The sequence below is a fragment of the Spirosoma validum genome (genome assembly GCF_014699035.1).
Lineage (GTDB): Bacteria > Bacteroidota > Bacteroidia > Cytophagales > Spirosomataceae > Spirosoma > Spirosoma validum.
The window spans coordinates 24,986-41,681 of record NZ_JACXAA010000025.1 but is presented as its reverse complement, the minus strand read 5'-3'; the positions used below and the strand labels follow the sequence as shown (position 1 = coordinate 41,681).

Here is a 16,696-nt window from a genome sequence, read left to right as displayed (position 1 = left end):
CCCTGCTATTAGGCAGACGAACGTTAGCGCTTGGGTCGGGTACTACATTCAGGACAACTCTTTGTTTTGACAAAGTAGTTTGGCTACTCTTTTTAATTATCCCCAAAACTTCGCTTATTTTTAAGGGATTTTTCCTCCAATTCCCAATCTAATTCGTTCATGAAAGACAAAAAACGGGCGGCTTCTTCAACTCCTGATGAAACCAATTCGCGACGAACGTTCTTAAAAACGCTTGGCATTGCGGGTACGGCTGCCGCCACAGCACCAGCCGCACTGGCTGAAACGACTACTTCTCCCCTCCCCCAATACCTGAATCTGGTTCGTAGCCATAGCAGCACTGCAGCCAACGATAAAGTTCGCATTGCGCTGATCGGTACGGGCGGTATGGGCATTGGTGACACGCAAACGGCGCTGATGGTTGATGGCGTTGAAATGGTGGCCGCTTGCGATCTATATGACGGACGGTTACGTCGGGCGAAAGAACTTTGGGGTGAGCAATTGCCGGTTACCAAAGACTACCGGGAGATTCTGGAACGTACTGACGTGGACGCTGTCATCAACGGTACGACGGACCATTGGCACGAAAAAATCTCAACGGACGCCATGCGCAAAGGCAAGCACGTTTACTGCGAGAAGCCGATGGTGCAGAAGTTCGAAGATGGACATAAGCTGATTAAAGTGGCTAAAGAGACGGGCAAAGTCTTTCAGGTAGGCAGTCAGTTCGCCAGTTCGCTGCTTATCGCCAAAGCGCGTGAGCTCATGAAAGCGGGCGACATTGGTGAACTCGTTTTTGCCGAAGCTATTTACGATCGTCACAGTGCCATGGGCGCCTGGCAGTATTCGATTCCACCTGATGCCTCTCCGCAAACCGTCGATTGGGATACGTATCTGGGCAGTGCGCCTAAACGCCCCTGGGACCCGCTTCGTTTTTTCCGGTGGCGGAACTACACGGACTATGGCACTGGTATCGCTGGCGATCTGTATGTTCACTTGCTTACGTCACTGCATTGCATCACGGGCTCCAAAGGACCCAATCGAGTCTATTCAAGCGGAGGTACACGCTATTGGAAAGATGGCCGTGATGTACCCGATATTCAGTTGAGTATCTACGATTATGCGCAGACGCCGGAACACCCAGCCTTTAATCTGACGACCCGTTCTAATTTTGTCGATGGTGGCGGTGGTAACTATTTAGTCCGGATTGTCGGTACCGAAGGCGACTTATCGCTTGGTTTTGACAGCCTGACGGTTCACCGGAACAAATTCCCGAAAGCGCCGGGTATGTCGATCGATAATTTCCCGAAAGACCAGAAGGAATTGTACATAGCGGAGTATAATAAACTGTATCCACAGACACCAGAGCTGGTTGGCCCAAAAGAGTTTAAGTACGCGTTTCCAAAAGAGTACAAAGGCGATCGGTACGAGCACTTCGTCAATTTCTTCAACTCGATACGTACCGGCGCTCCTAATGTGGAAGACGCTACGTTTGGTTTACGTGCCTGCGGTCCGACGCAGTGCGGAAACATGAGTTATGCTCAGAAGAAAGCTGTTAGCTGGGACCCGATCAACATGAAAATTCTGAACGCTACGTAGCGCGGTATTTTCTGTCTGGGGTAAACCCAAAACAAAGAGGTGAGCAAAACACAGCTGGTGCGTTGTTCACCTTTTGTTTTACCAGGAAATGCGAACACTTCGAAAAAGTGGCCAAAAATTCTCACTTTTAACCGCCGAATTCACAAACGACCTATCATGTGTAGGTATACTTAAACGATGAAAATCTGTTACGCAGTTCTGTTGCTTTTTTTAGTATCACAAGTCAGTCTGGCTCAAACGAAACGGCCCATCGGGAAGGATGCCAATCAGAAAAAGAGTGCTAAGAAGCCCGTTCCTGATTTAGTCGGATTAATCACGATAAATCCTGACGTAATTCGTAGTAACACGCCCATAACGGCCATCATCGATGTGGTTGAAACAAAAAAAGTGCCTACCTCCGGGCCGATTACGGTGTATATGCTGAAAGATACGTCGTTTGTTCATTTCAAATTCAATCCAACGGCTACGTCGATTGATAACAGCAGCGTACAAAATGCCGACTGGAGCTTTGATGATACTACCAATCCTCATTTTTATATTTTCAAGTCAACGAAGGCAATAGCAGGTGGCAAGATGTCGACGATTGGCTTAACGGGACTATTCACCACTACGATCTCAGGACGATCAGGCATCAGCGTGACTATCCTGAAAGGTAGCGGTGGTGAAGTCAATAATTTAAATAACTCAGGCAGCACGACCATTAATTATTCTCCGCAGTAACCCCGTCAAAACGTTGTAAACGTCCATTAGTTTACCTTCACGGTTGCTCGCCCAACGCCTGGCATACCGCTAATAGTCGCCCCTTCGGCTTGCAGACGAAGACTTGTTTTAGCGTCAGATGTAAAGAAAGAGATAGTCGCTTTTCCCTGAGCGTCTGTTTGAATTAAAGGTGCCCAAAATAAGGTCGTACGATAGTCTGGCCGGATGTGTTCTGGTTTTTTGGTATCATACTGCGGTGCATAGAACTCGCGGACGGGCGCGTATCCAGGCAATTTGGCTACTAATGTCCCGGGGGTCACGTCTTTCGTAAAATCATAATTGGGACCACCCCGCTTGGTTAGAATTGAGATAACGCCACCTGCCGCGCGTGAGCCATATATAGCCGCCGATGCTCCTTTAAGCACATCAACCCGATCTACGTCCTGCACCGAAACTCCCATAATCCCCTGCAGATCCATAGGCATGCCGTCCAGTACAAACAATGGTTCAACTGCCCCCCTGAAATTAGACGCCCCCCGAATTTGCACACTCGCATTCATACCAGTTCCCATCACCTGAACGCCCGCAATCTGCCCCTGAATAACATCCAGAATTGTCATTCGTCCCGACGTATTCATGGGCGTGAACTTAACGCTCGCGTCGGGCGTGCCGTAAATTACCCGCGAGTCAAATTCTTTTTCTTTTTTGGCTTTCACGGTAACCGCTTGCAGCAAAACCTCTCCATTTCGTCGAATCTGCTGTTCAATTTCCTGATACTCTTTCGTACGGCGGATAAACTCAGCCAACGCATCTCCCGAGAACTCCAATGGGTTATACGGTACCCGTGTAACAGACACAGTGGGCGTAAGCATTTGATCAAGAGTGATCGTAAGATTCCGATTAGCCGCCCCCTTTATACCCTGAATCAGCACCGACGTAGTGTCCGTAAAATCAAGATCATACGCGCCAAAATTGCCCGCTTCATCCGTTTCACCCGAAAGGAACAGGCGCGAACTATCCCGCTTGGCCATCAAGAAAGTCAGTTTCACTTTTCCACCAATATCTTTCTGATTCGGACGAACAACCCGGCCTGTCAGCGATAACCCCCGTTCGGCGGTGTATTTGATGGGAGAAGCCTTACCAGATAGCACGTCGGACCAAGTAAAACGTCGCCAGCCATGAGTCATGAGTACCAGATCTAACAGTGCCCATCGATCCGGATGACTTGGATTAACGTAATAATCAGGCTGTTCGATTGTACCGGTGAGATCTGAAGAGAGCAATAGATGGGAAGTTATGGTTGCTCCGTTGGAATCGGGTTCAGGCGCCAATCGGGCATCTACAGCCGCCAACGACAGGTTAGCCGGAACGGGTTTACCATCGGCATTCGTCGTTGTAATTGTCAGGTCAACTTTCTCCCGATTTTTATAGGTTGTTTTGTTTGGTGCCAAGGCAACTGTGATTTGCTCATCTTTATTGACAAAGACGAGCCGTTCACAAATGGGTTTGTTCGTTTCATCAAACAAAGTCAGTTGTGAAATCCCTTCGGGAAATTGCGATCGCGGTAATTGGATCAGGGCTGATTTTTTAGACAAGGGAATCTTGGCTGCCTGAATCGCCTGGCCTCTCGTTTGCGCCAACAGCGTAAGAGCCGCCGTTTCAGCCGTATTATTTTTGTTAATGCTTACGTAAACTTTAATATTATCCTTGTGGCTAAGGTTATCTACCTGCATCACCACCCCTTGCGCCTGCACGGCAGGCAACGGATACGAAGCGGTTGTTGCATCGCTCAATTTCACAAAGGCGGTATAGGTCTGATCGGCTTCAGGCTTAAATGAGAAGTAGCCCATCCCGAGATGCTTGCTGGAAAAACCGGCAATGGTGTCTTTTTTGGCACTTAGTACAAATCCTTCAACAGACATACTCCGCCCCGACGCGTTAACCGCTTTAAAAGCAACCCGGCTCTCAATACCAGCGACCAGCTGACCGCCCTCAGGTAAAAACTGAACATCAGGCCGGGCAACAGTTCCACCAGCAGACGCTACGTTAGCTGCTGACAAGACTCCATCAGGCCGTAAAATCGTTAGCGTTTTTCTAAAGAAGTAGGCTTCCGAATAATTACGCATGTAGTTGGTATAGGCTCTGATCTCATACGTACCAGCGGCTAACGAATCCGGCAGCGTCAATTGGCCAGGAGCATAGCTGTTCGTAGCCCTCAATTGAGCTCGGAGCCGAACCCGCCGGGCAACTGGATCGACTAAATCCACATACAAAACCTGACTAACGGTATCTACTTCGTGCGTCGTTCCATTAAAAAGATAGCCTTTCATCCAAATCGTCTCACCGGTCAGATAGGCGTCGCGATCTGTATGGACATATACTTTCTCGGCAGGATGAAACTCACTGTACGCGCGGAACTGTTCCAATAACCGTTTAATAAAATCGTCGTCATAGCTGCGAAACGCCAAAAATAGCATGGCTGTAAGTGCTACGTATACAGTAGCGTAGCGAAAAAAGGTAGGGCGCATAGGATAGATTTCAGAATTAGGTGTCTTCATTAGGAAAAGTTGCGGCTAAATTAGCAGAATTACCTCCTCTTTACTATGGTTACATCTACCCCTAAAACAGCATTGGTACTTGGGGCAACAGGTCTCATCGGCGACCTGCTGACGCATCGACTCGTCGACTCGCCGTTTTACTCCAACGTAAAGGTTTTGGTGCGGAAATCATTAAACTGGCAGCACCCACGCTTGCAGGAAGTTCAGTTTGATTTCGATCATCCGAACGGGTTAGTCACCCAAGCTGATGATATTTTCTGCTGCCTTGGAACAACGATAAAAAAAGCAGGCTCGAAAGAGGCTTTCCGCAAAGTAGATTATCAATATCCATTAGACATTGCCCGACTGGGTTTAACCAACGGGTCCCAGCAATTTGCGATTGTCACAGCGATGGGCGCCGATGCAGGCTCTTCTATATTTTATAACCGGGTCAAGGGCGAAGTCGAACGGGATCTGACGAGCCTCAAATACCCTACTCTGCTTGTTTTCCGTCCTTCGCTTTTGTTAGGCAATCGATCCGAGAATCGTTTGGGCGAACGTATCGCGTCCGGGGTTATGCGCTTATTCAACCCGGTGATTCCGGATAAGTACAAAGGCATTGACGCTGAAAAAGTGGCGAATGCCATGCTGACAACGATGCAGCAGGGACTAGAGGGTAAGCATGTCTTTGAGTCCGATACGTTACAGAAGTATTAACAGCTCAGCTTTTAATTCGCAGTAGCTTATGATATTGCTAACCGCCGACTCGTCTATTTTATCGCAGCTAAATCTGTAAGTAATAAGCGTTGCGCGATTCGATTCAAGTCTGGTTCGGGTCCCTGCACATGAAACGTCGTATGACGGTGGCGCTGTTTGGCACCCAACGCCAGATTAGCTGCTGGCGATGAAGACTCCAGTTCATAAAATTGACCCATTTGTGGCTGCCCGGGTTTCATAGGCCCATCGTTATAGGCATTAATGACATCGCCCGCAAACGGTTCTTTCTGCTGTTCCCAGGAAGAATTAACGTACTGCCGATCAGTTGGATTGAAATCGAACGTAACGAGTGTTAAGGTTTTAGTTGTAGCATCGTAGCTTCCAACCCAGTTCGTAGCCCGCGCCGGTGAAACGCCTATCTTACTGCGATACTTCGCATCGGCTTTAAAAAGGGCAGACGTTTTACCCATACTTAACCGTTCGGCGGGTACTTTACCGAAATAAGCATCATTCACGGGTTGTCCAGTACCAGCTCGATACGGAACGATAATTGTTACTTCAGGCGATGCATTCATCATTCCTAAAATCCAGATCGATGGCATACCCGTTTGGGTCGTCCAGGTTTGGGCTCCCTGATTCGTAATTGTATTATCTGACTGAATCCCAACAATTTTCAGCGAATCCGTGCTGATGCCCAGAAGGCGGTTTATTTCCATCCTGGGTAATAACGTAACGGTTCGTTCAATCCCAATATCGAATTGGTTACCGCTAAAATTTGTCAACGAAACCATTCGTGTGAACGTAGCGGATGTTTGCGTAGCGCTGGCAAGCGTAAACGGTTCGGAATCAATCGCGGCTGGTGTTTGCCAGTTCTCCGCATCAAATGGATTTCCTTTTTTGAAAAACAGCGCGAACTGACCACCTTCGGGTCCTAACCAGAAGCGATCTTCGCCACCAAAGGCATTCATATGCGGGAGCATTTTTCCAGAATTTATCAACTCATAATTGATCCATCCATAACTGGCTTTTCCATCGGCGGTAGTAGTCATGATACGTCCCTGATAAGCTGGACAGATCAGGGCCCGAGCGTCGCCAGTTTGTAACTCAATCAGGTCTCGGTGGTGTTGCTGCAAAAATTGCCGATCTTTTTCGTAAGCATTCATAGTGGATGCACTAGGCATTGACTCTTTACCCGTTGTTTGTTCATCGCCTGTTCCAGGTTTCCGACTTGAACAGGCGAGAAATAGCGTAAGAAAAGCAAACGCGATGATTTTCTCCATAACCATATGAATCGCAATCCAGAAAATGGCGAACTTAAACCCCTCAGTTGTACTGATAACGTACCTGTATAAATCATTGTGATCCCTCAATCTACTTTCACAGACAATCTTCATATCCGAGCGGCCGTCTGGCACGATGCTCCCATCATTTATGCCTTTCTGTGCACATTGGAAGAACTTACGTTAGATCAAACAGCTTTCCTGAGCGTTTTCCGTCGTAATCTTGCTGATCCGTACATTTACTATTTAGTAGCCGAACAAGCAGGGGAAGTCATTGGCTTCATCAGTTGTCATGTACAGTTTTTACTTCATCATTGCGGCAAAGTCGGTGAAATTCAGGAGCTATTTGTTCGGCCGGATGTCAGGAACCAGCGCGTTGGCCAGCAGCTTGTGGCAGCCCTTGATACGTTAGCCAGGCAGGAAAACTTCGTAAACCTGGAGGTGACAACCAATCAGAAACGTACTGACACCGTTCGATTTTACGAACGGGAAGGGTTCAGGCCGACGCATCTTAAATTGGTCAAGCTTATATGAACTCACTAAAACTATAGTCTACAATCCAAATGCGCTTTGTCTATCTCTATTTGTTAACTCTCATTGCCCTTTCATTCCCATCAAATGGTCAATCGTCCATAAAAACTGATACAGCTCTCGAACGAAAGCTTCAGGCTGCTTTGGTGGGTTTTCATGGCGATGCTGGTGTTTATGTCTATAATCTTCGGACAGGTAAATCCGTTGCGATCAATGCCGATACGTTATTTCCAACTGCCAGTACCATTAAGGTTCCAATTCAATGTGGGGTATTTAACAAAATCCACCAGGGTAAGCTTAGCTACAATCAGGAGCTCATTTATAAAGACTCGTTACACTATGATGATGGCATTGTTGGCTCTTTACGCGATGGCGCCAAGATCCCGCTCAGTCAGGTAATCATGCTCATGGAAACCGTTAGCGATAATACGGGTAGCTTGTGGTGTCAGGCGCTCGCTGGAGGAGGCTCAACAATTAACGACTGGCTTGAAACGAATGGATTTCACCAAACGCGGGTTAACTCCCGAACGCCAGGTCGGGAAGCCTTTCGCACGCAATACGGCTGGGGGCAAACGACTCCACGCGAGATGGCTACATTGATGATTTATCTTCGGCAGGGGCACGCTGTCAGTGCTGAAGCGAGCGAAGAAATGTACCGAAACCTGGGCCGACAGTTCTGGGATGAAAATGGTTTGTCTCAGATTCCACCGGATGTCAAAACAGCCTGTAAAACCGGAGCCGTGAATAAAGCACGTTCGGAGGTAACGTTTGTTCATGCTCCTCACGGCGAATATGCTTATTGTATCATGACAAAAGATCAGCAGGATGAAAGCTGGGGACGTACGAACGAAGGCTCTACGTTATTACGAACGGTTTCGGCAATTTTGTGGAGTCATTTTGAGCCAAAATCTACCTGGAAGCCAACTGTCAGATATGCAAAATGACACCATTAAAAAAGCCGAAGCCTCTTTAGAGACTTCGGCTTTTTATATTAATTCGTTCTAGTCTAGTTCAAAAACTGCAAGCGTAAATCATTCAGTTGACTACGGATCGAGCCGTCGATTTGTTGATCACCGACACGCAGTACGTATCCACCTATAAGTTTTGAATCTATTTTCTCTTCTAGTTCAACCACTTTACCACCAGTAGTTTTCATAACCATATCCGAAAACTTCTTCCGTAAGGCTTCCGTTAATGGAACAGTGGTAATAACGGTTGCCCGCTCAACACCTTTCAATCGATCATATTGATTGATGAACTCGTGAGCGATGGCGTCCATGATTGGTTCCCGGTTCTTTTTAGCGATGATTTCAAAAAACGCCATAGTCACCGGATCGACACGCTTAGCGAAAACAGCCTTCAGAATCGCGCTTTTTTTCTCGGCCCGAACAATCGGGTTCTTCAACATAAGTAACAGAGGGCGACTTTGATCTACAGTTTTCTTGAAAAACTGCATGTCTTTATACATCGTCTCAGTCAGCCCTTTTTCCTGCGCCAAATCTATTAACGACTTGGCATAGCGGGCGGCAACAGTAGCAACTGCCATAGTCGATTAATTTAAGCGTGATTGGGACACTAAATCCGTTACTAACTTCTCCTGAGCACCCTTATCGCTAAGTTCTTTACGAAGTACTTTTTCGGCAATATCAAGCGAAAGCGTAACGACTTCTTTTTTCATCTGCATTACTAAAGCTTGCCGTTCGTTCTGCATCGACTCACGAGCCTGTTCCAGAATACGCTTTCCTTCAGATTCAGCTTTATCGCGTGAATCAGCCAGCATTTTGTCAGCGGTTTCCTTGGCACCACGCAGAATTGCTTCGCGTTCTGAACGAGCCTGCGCCAGTAATTTTTCGTTATCAGCTTTCAACGCTGTCATTTCAAGCCGTGTTTTCTCGGCTAAGTCAAGCGCACTTTGAATATTATTTTCGCGTTCGTTAAGGCTTTCCGTAATGGGTTTCCAGGCAAAAGCACGAAGAATTAAAAACAGGCCGAGGAACACCACCACCTGCCAAAACAACAGACCAAGATCGGGAGTAAGTAAGTCCATGCGTGTGAATTATGGATAAATCAATATTGAGTGATAGAAATCAATCTTTTGTTAGAGAACATCCGCCCACCGGCAACCCCAAATGGGCGAATGTTTTCTGAAAAATGAGCGAGTAGTGGAGCCGGCACCTAATGCAACCAGCCTACTCAAATTTAGATTCTGCTTAGGCAGCCGTAGCGACCAGCAGACAAATAACAGCTGCGAACAGAGCCACGGCTTCGATCAGAGCAGCAATGATCAGCATGGCAGTTTGGATACGACCAGCCGCTTCTGGCTGACGGGCAATACCTTCCATGGCACTACCACCAATACGACCAATACCCAGACCAGCACCGATAGCGGCTAACCCAGCGCCAATAGCGGCACCCATAACCGATACGCTACCTGTAGCTTCCAACAGCAGAGCAAACAACGTTGCGAACATAAACTTCAAACAGATTTATTAGTGAAACAAAAGATTGCATTTTAATTGATAATCATCAGCCAGCAGCTCTAACCACTACCCAACAATTGGCTTACCCTAGTTCTGAAGTTGTGCCTTCATAACCGATGCCATGATCGGCTTCGTGGTGATCTTCTACCGCACTACCGATGTACATAGCCGTCAGCAGCGTAAAAATGAACGCCTGTAGAAAAGCAACCAGCAATTCGATCAGGTTCAGAAACAGGGTAAAAAATAGCACTACAGGACTAATGGCAACGCTTGTCATCATGCCACCCATATGATTGGCCATGAAAATTAAACCCAATAAGCTCAGTATAATAATGTGCCCAGCGGTAATGTTGGCGAATAACCGAATCATCAGCGATAACGGCTTCATGAACACGCCCACAATTTCAACCGGAACCATGATTGGCAACAACGCAATAGGCACGCCTGTTGGCTTAAAGATGTGCAGCCAGTAATGCTTATTACCGCTGAACGTAACAATCACGAACGTAATAACCGCTAAAACTAACGTAACAGCAATGTTACCTGTCAAGTTAGCTGCACCTGGCAGCAGACCCAATAGGTTATTGATCAGGATAAAGAAGAAGAGCGTTAGCAGATAGGGCAAAAACTTCGTGTAGTTTGGCCCAATGCTCGGCTTGGCAATTTCATCGCGCACAAACAGGATGATTGGTTCCAGAAACGACTGAATACCTGAAGGCGCCTTGCCTTTGTTTTTCGCATATCCCCGGCTAACGGCAGAAAATACCAGTAGCATAATCACCGCACTGAGCATTAGCGAGGCTACATTTTTAGTGATCGAGAAGTTATAGAATTTAGCTTCATGATCAGCGTTTCCGGCTTCGTCAACTCGGTGGATTTTGCCATGCTCATTCTTATAGCCGTTGTAGACTTCTCCATGGGCCAATCGTGAGGAAGAGAATACCTCCAGGCCACGGTCGCCTGAATAAAGAATTACGGGCAGCGGCAACGTAACGCCATGAGCAAACTCCCAGCCGTGGTCATCCTTAATGTGGTGCATAATCATATCACCCACATTAAATTTTCCTTTATCAGCAGGTGCTTCGCCCTCATGCTGAGCGTGTGATTCACCCTCATGACCGTGTTCCTGCGCCTGAACACCTACTAACGGACTCAGAATGAGAGCCGTAACTAATAAGAATTGATTAAAGACTGAACGTATCATTTAATGCAGCAAACCGTTTTTACGAATTGCGTCGCAAGTTACGAGTAAGCGCCCAAATCTCAAAGCTTGTATAAAATATATATAGTACAAGAAAGTCCAAAACGAAGACTCGGCGCTCGTCAATTTGGCGGAACAGAAAAAAACCAATGAAAGCCAATCCAAGAATTAGTCGAACTACTGTTGCCGCCAGGTAAAGAGGAATAAATCGCTCGCGATCTCCTTGTAAACCAGTCTCTACCAGTCGATGCGTTAGGAATGAAACACTAAAAAAAAAGATCAATAAAATCTTCCAGTCAGAGTGCAGCCAGGGAGCCACAGAATATCGTTTGGCTACGAAAAATACAATTGCTAATAAAGTCGTAAATAAAACTGTTCGAAGCATTGGATAAGCAAAGGGGTAAGGGCAAAGGACGGAGGGTAAGGACACAGGGGGAAACATTACGTGAAGCAAGCTTCTGTCCTTCGCCCTTATCTTTTTTCCCTCTACTGGTTATTTTTTAGTTAACTGCCGAATAAACAAATAAAGTGATGCGCCAATGGCTGTCAGCGATAAAACGATCGTCCAGATAGGACGAGGGTTATGCTGCCACTCGTCTAGCTTCATGCCGGCCCAAACGCCTAAGCCGATCGTACCGAGCATTTGAAAAGCAATGCCGCTATACTGAACAAATGACGTAGTCTTTTCAGTTGCTTTTTTTACTGGATCATCGTCCCTAACCGACTTATTCGGGTCGTTCTGATTAGGCTGATTAGAGTCGTTCTGCATAGAATTAGAAGGATCTGTGCAATATATGGGTCAAAATTCGTTAATTTGGCCTAACGTTCCATAATGCTAAGGCAACCAGGAACGTTAATAGGAGTGACAACGCGTTATTTTCGAATGCCCCGCTATTTTCGTAATCATCTGATTCTGTTGCTTACGGTCTTTTCTTCGCTGACCGGCGGGCTACTTTCCTGTTCGCAATACAGTACTAAGCCTATCAGCAAAGGATATCATAATCTGAACGCTCATTTCAATGCCTATGTAATTGCCCGAGATCAGATTGAACAGGCCGAAGAAATATTGTTCAAAACCAGGCAAGAAAATTATAACCATTTGTTACCCATTTTGTTGCCGGTCGATTCAACGCTCATTCAACCGGTTAAACCTCAGTTAGACGATGCTATCAAAAAAGCATCCCTCATTCCTGAACGTCACCAGAATAGTAACTGGCTCGATAATGCCTATAACCTGATCGGACGTGCGCGGCTGCTGAAACAGGATCTACCGAATGCTATTGAAGTATTCAAGTACGTTAATACAAAGGGAACCAACGAAGATGATAAACACACAGCTCTGGTAGGCCTGATGCGTGCTTATGTCGAAGGAAGTGACTACACCAATGCGTTAAACGTAGCCGAATATCTGCGTACACAACCGCTTAACAAGTTCAATACGCGCGATTTTTATCTCACAAAGGCTTATTTACACGAACGTCAGGGAGAATACGTTACCGCCGTTGGCATCTTAGAAGCTACGTTTCCTCTCCTCAAAAAAGGTGAAGCTAAGGCTCGACTGCATCTTATTACTGGTCAGCTATATGACTTAATCAGTCAGCCGGCTAAAGCTGTTGATCATTACCGACAGGTACTCAGTTCACGGCCAACCTACGACCTGTCATTTTATGCCAATCTTTTCGCTATTCAAAGTAATGGCTTAACCGGCGACCAGAAGCGGATGGCCCAGTCTGCCGAAACCTTCGAGAGTCTGCTGAATGATCGTAAGAATGCAGATCTGAAAGATAAAATTTATTTCACGATGGGTCTGCTTGAAGCACGCACCGGACGTATTGATCAGGCGATTAAATACTATACACAGTCGATTCGAGAGGCAGGTGCTAACACCAATCAGGTACCTTATACGTATCTGGAAATTGGCAAACTGTATTTTGAAAAGAAGGCTGACTACTCAAAAGCAAAAGTTTATTACGACAGCGCACTGGCTACGCTTCCACAGCAATCTCCCGAATACACCGCCCTGCTAGCCAGAAAAAACACCCTCGATGAGTTTGTTCTATATAAAACGACCATTCGAACGGATGATAGCCTGTTGACGCTCGCGCAAATGGACCCGGCTGCGCTCGATAAATTTCTGGATAAAACAATTGATCAGCGCGAGAAAGAAGCGAAGGATCAGGCAGCGTTGGCGCAAAAAATTTCGGATCAAGCATCCAACGGTGGTACTAGTATGGTAGCTGGCGCTACCAATTCGAACTTACAACCGTCTCAGCGATGGGTTTTATACAATCCAGTTGCGTTGAGTCAGGGAAGGCAGGAATTTTCGGTAAAGTGGGGAAATAGGCCGCTCGAAGATAACTGGCGACGTAGCAATAAGGAGGCTTCAGAAGCTGTAGCGGCTGTAAACAGCCCACTTACAGGCGGATCACCAGCCAATTCGGTAAATCCGAATGCAGTTGTGCAACAATCGGATGCCTCCAATCCGGCAGCAAGTCCTCCTGCGCCTGCAACAGGTCGAAAAGGGCAGAAAGACGCAATACTGGCGCAGATTCCGTTAACGCCGGATGCCAAAGCTAAGGTAAATCAACGTATCGAAAATGCGCTTTACAAATTAGGAAAACTATATAAATTTCAGCTTAATCAACCTGCTGATGCAATACCAACATTTGAGCAATTATTAACTCGTTATCCCAATACGCTTCAGAAACCTGAAGTCTATTATTTGCTCCACCTATCGAATGAGCAGTTAGGCAAATCGTCGACCTGGAAAGATAAGCTGTTAGCAGAATACCCAAATACGTCTTATGCTCGCTTAACTGGACGAGTCGCTGCTCAAACTACCAGTTCTGAAGCGCAGGCACAAAAGACTTACACCACTATTTATGAATTATATAAAGCCAATAACACAACGGAAGCATTAGCTCAGGCTGAAGCTGCTTTAAGCCAATTTGCTGGTTCGCAGTTAGAAGATAAATTGGCGCTGTTGCGGGTAATCCTCGTTGGTAAAGTCAAAAACGTTGAGGCATACCAACAGGCATTAACCGAATTTGTACGTGATTACCCTGCCAGTGAATTGTTGCCACGTGCCAAGGAAATGCTGACTGCTGCCGATCAGGTGACTGCTAAACGCAAATAGAAATTAGCGTTTTATGTTTAAGTTCCAAGTTGCAAAGTCAACGTGAAATCCCCCAAAAATCCCTATACATAGAATGTTTGAACTTGCGCCCGGTCGTTACCGGAATATAATTCGAAATAGCTGGCGATTCTCGCTACTCGGTATCGCTCTGCTGATTCTGTACATCGTGGCCGTCAGTTACAATTTTCTGTGGCTCTTTGGCGGCATGCCAAGTTTAAAGGCGCTTGAGAATCCAAAAAGTGAAGAGGCATCCGAAATATACACCGCTGATAACCAGCTTCTAGGAAAATACTACGTTGAAAACCGGACGCCGATCGAAATATCACAGGTCTCCCCTAACGTAACGTCGGCCCTACTGGCAACAGAAGACGCCCGATTTATCAAGCATTCGGGTATTGACCCACGCTCCTTATTTCGGGCGGTAAGTGGCCTCCTGACTTTTAAGAACGCATCGAGTTCAGGGGGTGGTAGTACGCTTACCCAACAAACAGCCAAGAACTTATTTGACACTCGCCAGGAAGAATTAAAAGGGATACTAGGTCACGTCCCGATTATAAGTCTTGTTATTTCTAAAACCAAGGAATGGATTTTGGCCGTGCGCCTGGAGCGTAATTACACTAAGCAGGAGGTCATGATGATGTACCTCAATACGGTTTCGTTCGGAAATAACACGTATGGTATCAAAACCGCGGCTAAAACCTATTTCGCAAAAGAGCCCTGGAATCTGAATGTCGAAGAAGCGGCCTTACTAGTTGGTATGCTCAAGAATCCTACGCTTTACAATCCACGCCTTTTTGAAGACCGGGCGAAAGATCGAAGAAACGTAGTACTTAGCCAGATGAGGAAATACAAATTCCTGACTAACGAGCAGTTTACTACGTATAAAAACAAACCGCTGAAACTTGATTTTAGCGTCGAGAATCAGAACACAGGGATGGCAGCCTATTTTCGCTCGGTTATTCGCGACGACATTAAACGATGGATTAATCAGTATAACAAAGAGAATGAAGACGATCTGGATCTTTATACCAGCGGTCTGAAAATTTACACGACCATAGATTCACGTATGCAGGCTTACGCTGAAGAAGCTGTTATGGCAAACATGCGTGACCAGCAAAAGAAATTCTATGAACACTGGCGCGGCCGTAATCCGTGGGTACAAAAAGATCCCCGAACAAAAAAATACACTGAAATTCCGGGATTCATTGAATCAGTTGCCCGTCGAACCAGTCGTTATAAACAACTAAAAGCTGTTTATGGTACTGATGAGAAGGCAATCTGGCAGGATATGCGCAAGCCTGTTAAAATGAAGGTTTTTGTGTATGGTGGTCGACGTAATGAAAAAGATACGACCATGAGTCCGCTGGATTCGATCAAGTATTACAAGCGTCTCCTCAATACGGGTTTCATGTCCATGGACCCACGTACGGGCTACGTAAAGGCCTGGGTGGGTGGGATCAATTTTAAACACATGAAGTTTGATCACGTTCGCCAGAGCCGACGCCAGCCTGGTTCTACATTCAAGCCGTTCGTGTACCTGACGGCTATGGATCAGGGCTTTGTAACCCCCTGTAGTCAAGTAACGGATCAGCCGACCACATTTGCTCACGGTGAAGATAACAATGGTGGGCCAGCCTGGACGCCTAAAAACTCTACGGGTCGTTACAGCTATCGAAGTATGTCGTTACGAGAAGCCTTGGGGCAATCGATCAACACAGTTAGTGCTCAATTGATCAAGCGAACTCGGGCAGAAGCAGTTATAAAATACGCTCACGACATGGGTATCGAAAGTAAAGATCTACCAGAAAACCCCACCCTATGTTTAGGTACGGGTGATGTAGCCGTTTATGAGATGGTGGCTGCTTACTGTGCTTTTGCCAACGGTGGTATGCGAGTTAGGCCGATGGTGATCTCCGTAATTAAAGATAAGAATGGAAATGTATTAAAACAGTTTCATCCAGATGCCAATCAGGTAATAAGCGCAAACCGAGCCTATGAAATGCTACATCTAATGCGAGGGGCTGTTGAAGAACCGAATGGAACCGCTCAACGGTTGCGGACGCAATACAAACTGTTAGAAGGTGGAAATGAAATTGCAGCTAAAACGGGAACTACTTCCAATTATTCAGATGCCTGGTTCATGGGCATGACGCAGCATTTGGTTTCGGGGCTCTGGGTTGGGGGTGATGATCGACCGATTCACTTTCGTACGATTGAATTAGGCCAGGGTGGGCGTATGGCGATGCCTGCCTGGGCGATGTACATGCAAAAGATCTACAAAGATCCTACGCTGACGAGTTACCGACCAGAACCGTTTCGAAAGCCAAACGATTTTAAAATCGACTGTGGTGGTTATCATATCGACTCCTCTCAGCGATATATTCCACCAAAAGTGGTACCAGAAGACGAGGAAGAGATTTTGCAGTAAATTTATAGGCCAGCTAAGTGTTGGCCTTTTTTATTAAAACATAACAAGCAACCTTTAGCTTTGAACGGTTGTTTTTTAGTACCGATCATTCCGA

The 16,696-nt window shown here is 46.4% G+C and carries 14 protein-coding genes; 7 read left to right on the top strand and 7 right to left on the bottom strand.

Annotated elements, in window-relative coordinates:
* Positions 1 to 159: 159 nt before the first annotated feature.
* On the top strand, positions 160 to 1,593 hold the full coding sequence (locus IC230_RS32275; protein ID WP_191043214.1) for a Gfo/Idh/MocA family protein: 1,434 nt from the start codon (positions 160 to 162) through the stop codon (positions 1,591 to 1,593).
* Between the two features lie 177 nt (positions 1,594 to 1,770).
* Positions 1,771 to 2,313, top strand: coding sequence for a hypothetical protein (locus IC230_RS32270; protein WP_191043213.1), 543 nt, complete (start codon positions 1,771 to 1,773; stop codon positions 2,311 to 2,313).
* 26 nt (positions 2,314 to 2,339) lie between these two features.
* Here the strand turns inward: IC230_RS32270 and IC230_RS32265 are convergent, their stop codons facing one another.
* Positions 2,340 to 4,820, bottom strand: coding sequence for a TonB-dependent receptor plug domain-containing protein (locus IC230_RS32265; RefSeq protein WP_191043212.1), 2,481 nt, complete (start codon positions 4,818 to 4,820; stop codon positions 2,340 to 2,342).
* Positions 4,821 to 4,895: 75 nt separating this feature from the next.
* Between IC230_RS32265 and IC230_RS32260 the strand changes: the two genes are divergently transcribed.
* A complete protein-coding gene (locus IC230_RS32260; protein ID WP_191043211.1) occupies positions 4,896 to 5,546 on the top strand; it encodes an oxidoreductase in 651 nt (216 codons plus the stop codon).
* A gap of 53 nt (positions 5,547 to 5,599) precedes the next feature.
* Here the strand turns inward: IC230_RS32260 and IC230_RS32255 are convergent, their stop codons facing one another.
* Positions 5,600 to 6,826, bottom strand: a complete 1,227-nt coding sequence (locus tag IC230_RS32255) for a DUF6786 family protein (RefSeq protein ID WP_191043210.1) — start codon at positions 6,824 to 6,826, stop codon at positions 5,600 to 5,602.
* A 78-nt stretch (positions 6,827 to 6,904) separates the two neighbouring features.
* On the opposite strand from IC230_RS32255, the gene IC230_RS32250 reads away from it, so the two are divergent.
* Both IC230_RS32250 and IC230_RS32245 read left to right on the top strand, forming a co-directional pair.
* Positions 6,905 to 7,360 carry a GNAT family N-acetyltransferase gene (locus tag IC230_RS32250; RefSeq protein WP_191043209.1) on the top strand — a complete coding sequence of 152 codons (456 nt, stop codon included), beginning with the start codon at positions 6,905 to 6,907 and terminating at the stop codon, positions 7,358 to 7,360.
* A gap of 29 nt (positions 7,361 to 7,389) precedes the next feature.
* Complete coding sequence (locus IC230_RS32245; RefSeq protein WP_191043208.1) at positions 7,390 to 8,301, top strand: serine hydrolase; 912 nt, start codon at positions 7,390 to 7,392, stop codon at positions 8,299 to 8,301.
* A 62-nt stretch (positions 8,302 to 8,363) separates the two neighbouring features.
* On the opposite strand, the gene atpH is transcribed toward IC230_RS32245, so the two are convergent.
* The 5 genes from atpH to IC230_RS32220 all read right to left on the bottom strand — a co-directional run bounded on the left by atpH (position 8,364) and on the right by IC230_RS32220 (position 11,807).
* A complete protein-coding gene (atpH, locus tag IC230_RS32240) occupies positions 8,364 to 8,903 on the bottom strand; it encodes an ATP synthase F1 subunit delta (protein WP_191043207.1) in 540 nt (179 codons plus the stop codon).
* Between the two features lie 6 nt (positions 8,904 to 8,909).
* The gene (gene atpF / locus IC230_RS32235; protein ID WP_191043206.1) at positions 8,910 to 9,404 is read right to left on the bottom strand and encodes a F0F1 ATP synthase subunit B; all 495 of its coding nucleotides are present in this window, start codon (positions 9,402 to 9,404) and stop codon (positions 8,910 to 8,912) included.
* A gap of 163 nt (positions 9,405 to 9,567) precedes the next feature.
* Positions 9,568 to 9,828, bottom strand: a complete 261-nt coding sequence (gene atpE / locus IC230_RS32230) for an ATP synthase F0 subunit C (RefSeq protein ID WP_191043205.1) — start codon at positions 9,826 to 9,828, stop codon at positions 9,568 to 9,570.
* A 91-nt stretch (positions 9,829 to 9,919) separates the two neighbouring features.
* Positions 9,920 to 11,041, bottom strand: coding sequence for a F0F1 ATP synthase subunit A (gene atpB, locus IC230_RS32225; RefSeq protein WP_191043204.1), 1,122 nt, complete (start codon positions 11,039 to 11,041; stop codon positions 9,920 to 9,922).
* A 490-nt stretch (positions 11,042 to 11,531) separates the two neighbouring features.
* Complete coding sequence (locus tag IC230_RS32220; RefSeq protein ID WP_191043203.1) at positions 11,532 to 11,807, bottom strand: AtpZ/AtpI family protein; 276 nt, start codon at positions 11,805 to 11,807, stop codon at positions 11,532 to 11,534.
* A 114-nt stretch (positions 11,808 to 11,921) separates the two neighbouring features.
* On the opposite strand from IC230_RS32220, the gene porW reads away from it, so the two are divergent.
* Both porW and IC230_RS32210 read left to right on the top strand, forming a co-directional pair.
* On the top strand, positions 11,922 to 14,174 hold the full coding sequence (porW, locus tag IC230_RS32215; RefSeq protein ID WP_191043202.1) for a type IX secretion system periplasmic lipoprotein PorW/SprE: 2,253 nt from the start codon (positions 11,922 to 11,924) through the stop codon (positions 14,172 to 14,174).
* 73 nt (positions 14,175 to 14,247) lie between these two features.
* Positions 14,248 to 16,602 (top strand): penicillin-binding protein 1A, encoded by a 2,355-nt coding sequence (locus tag IC230_RS32210; protein WP_191043201.1) that lies wholly within the window; start codon positions 14,248 to 14,250, stop codon positions 16,600 to 16,602.
* Positions 16,603 to 16,696: the final 94 nt, after the last annotated feature.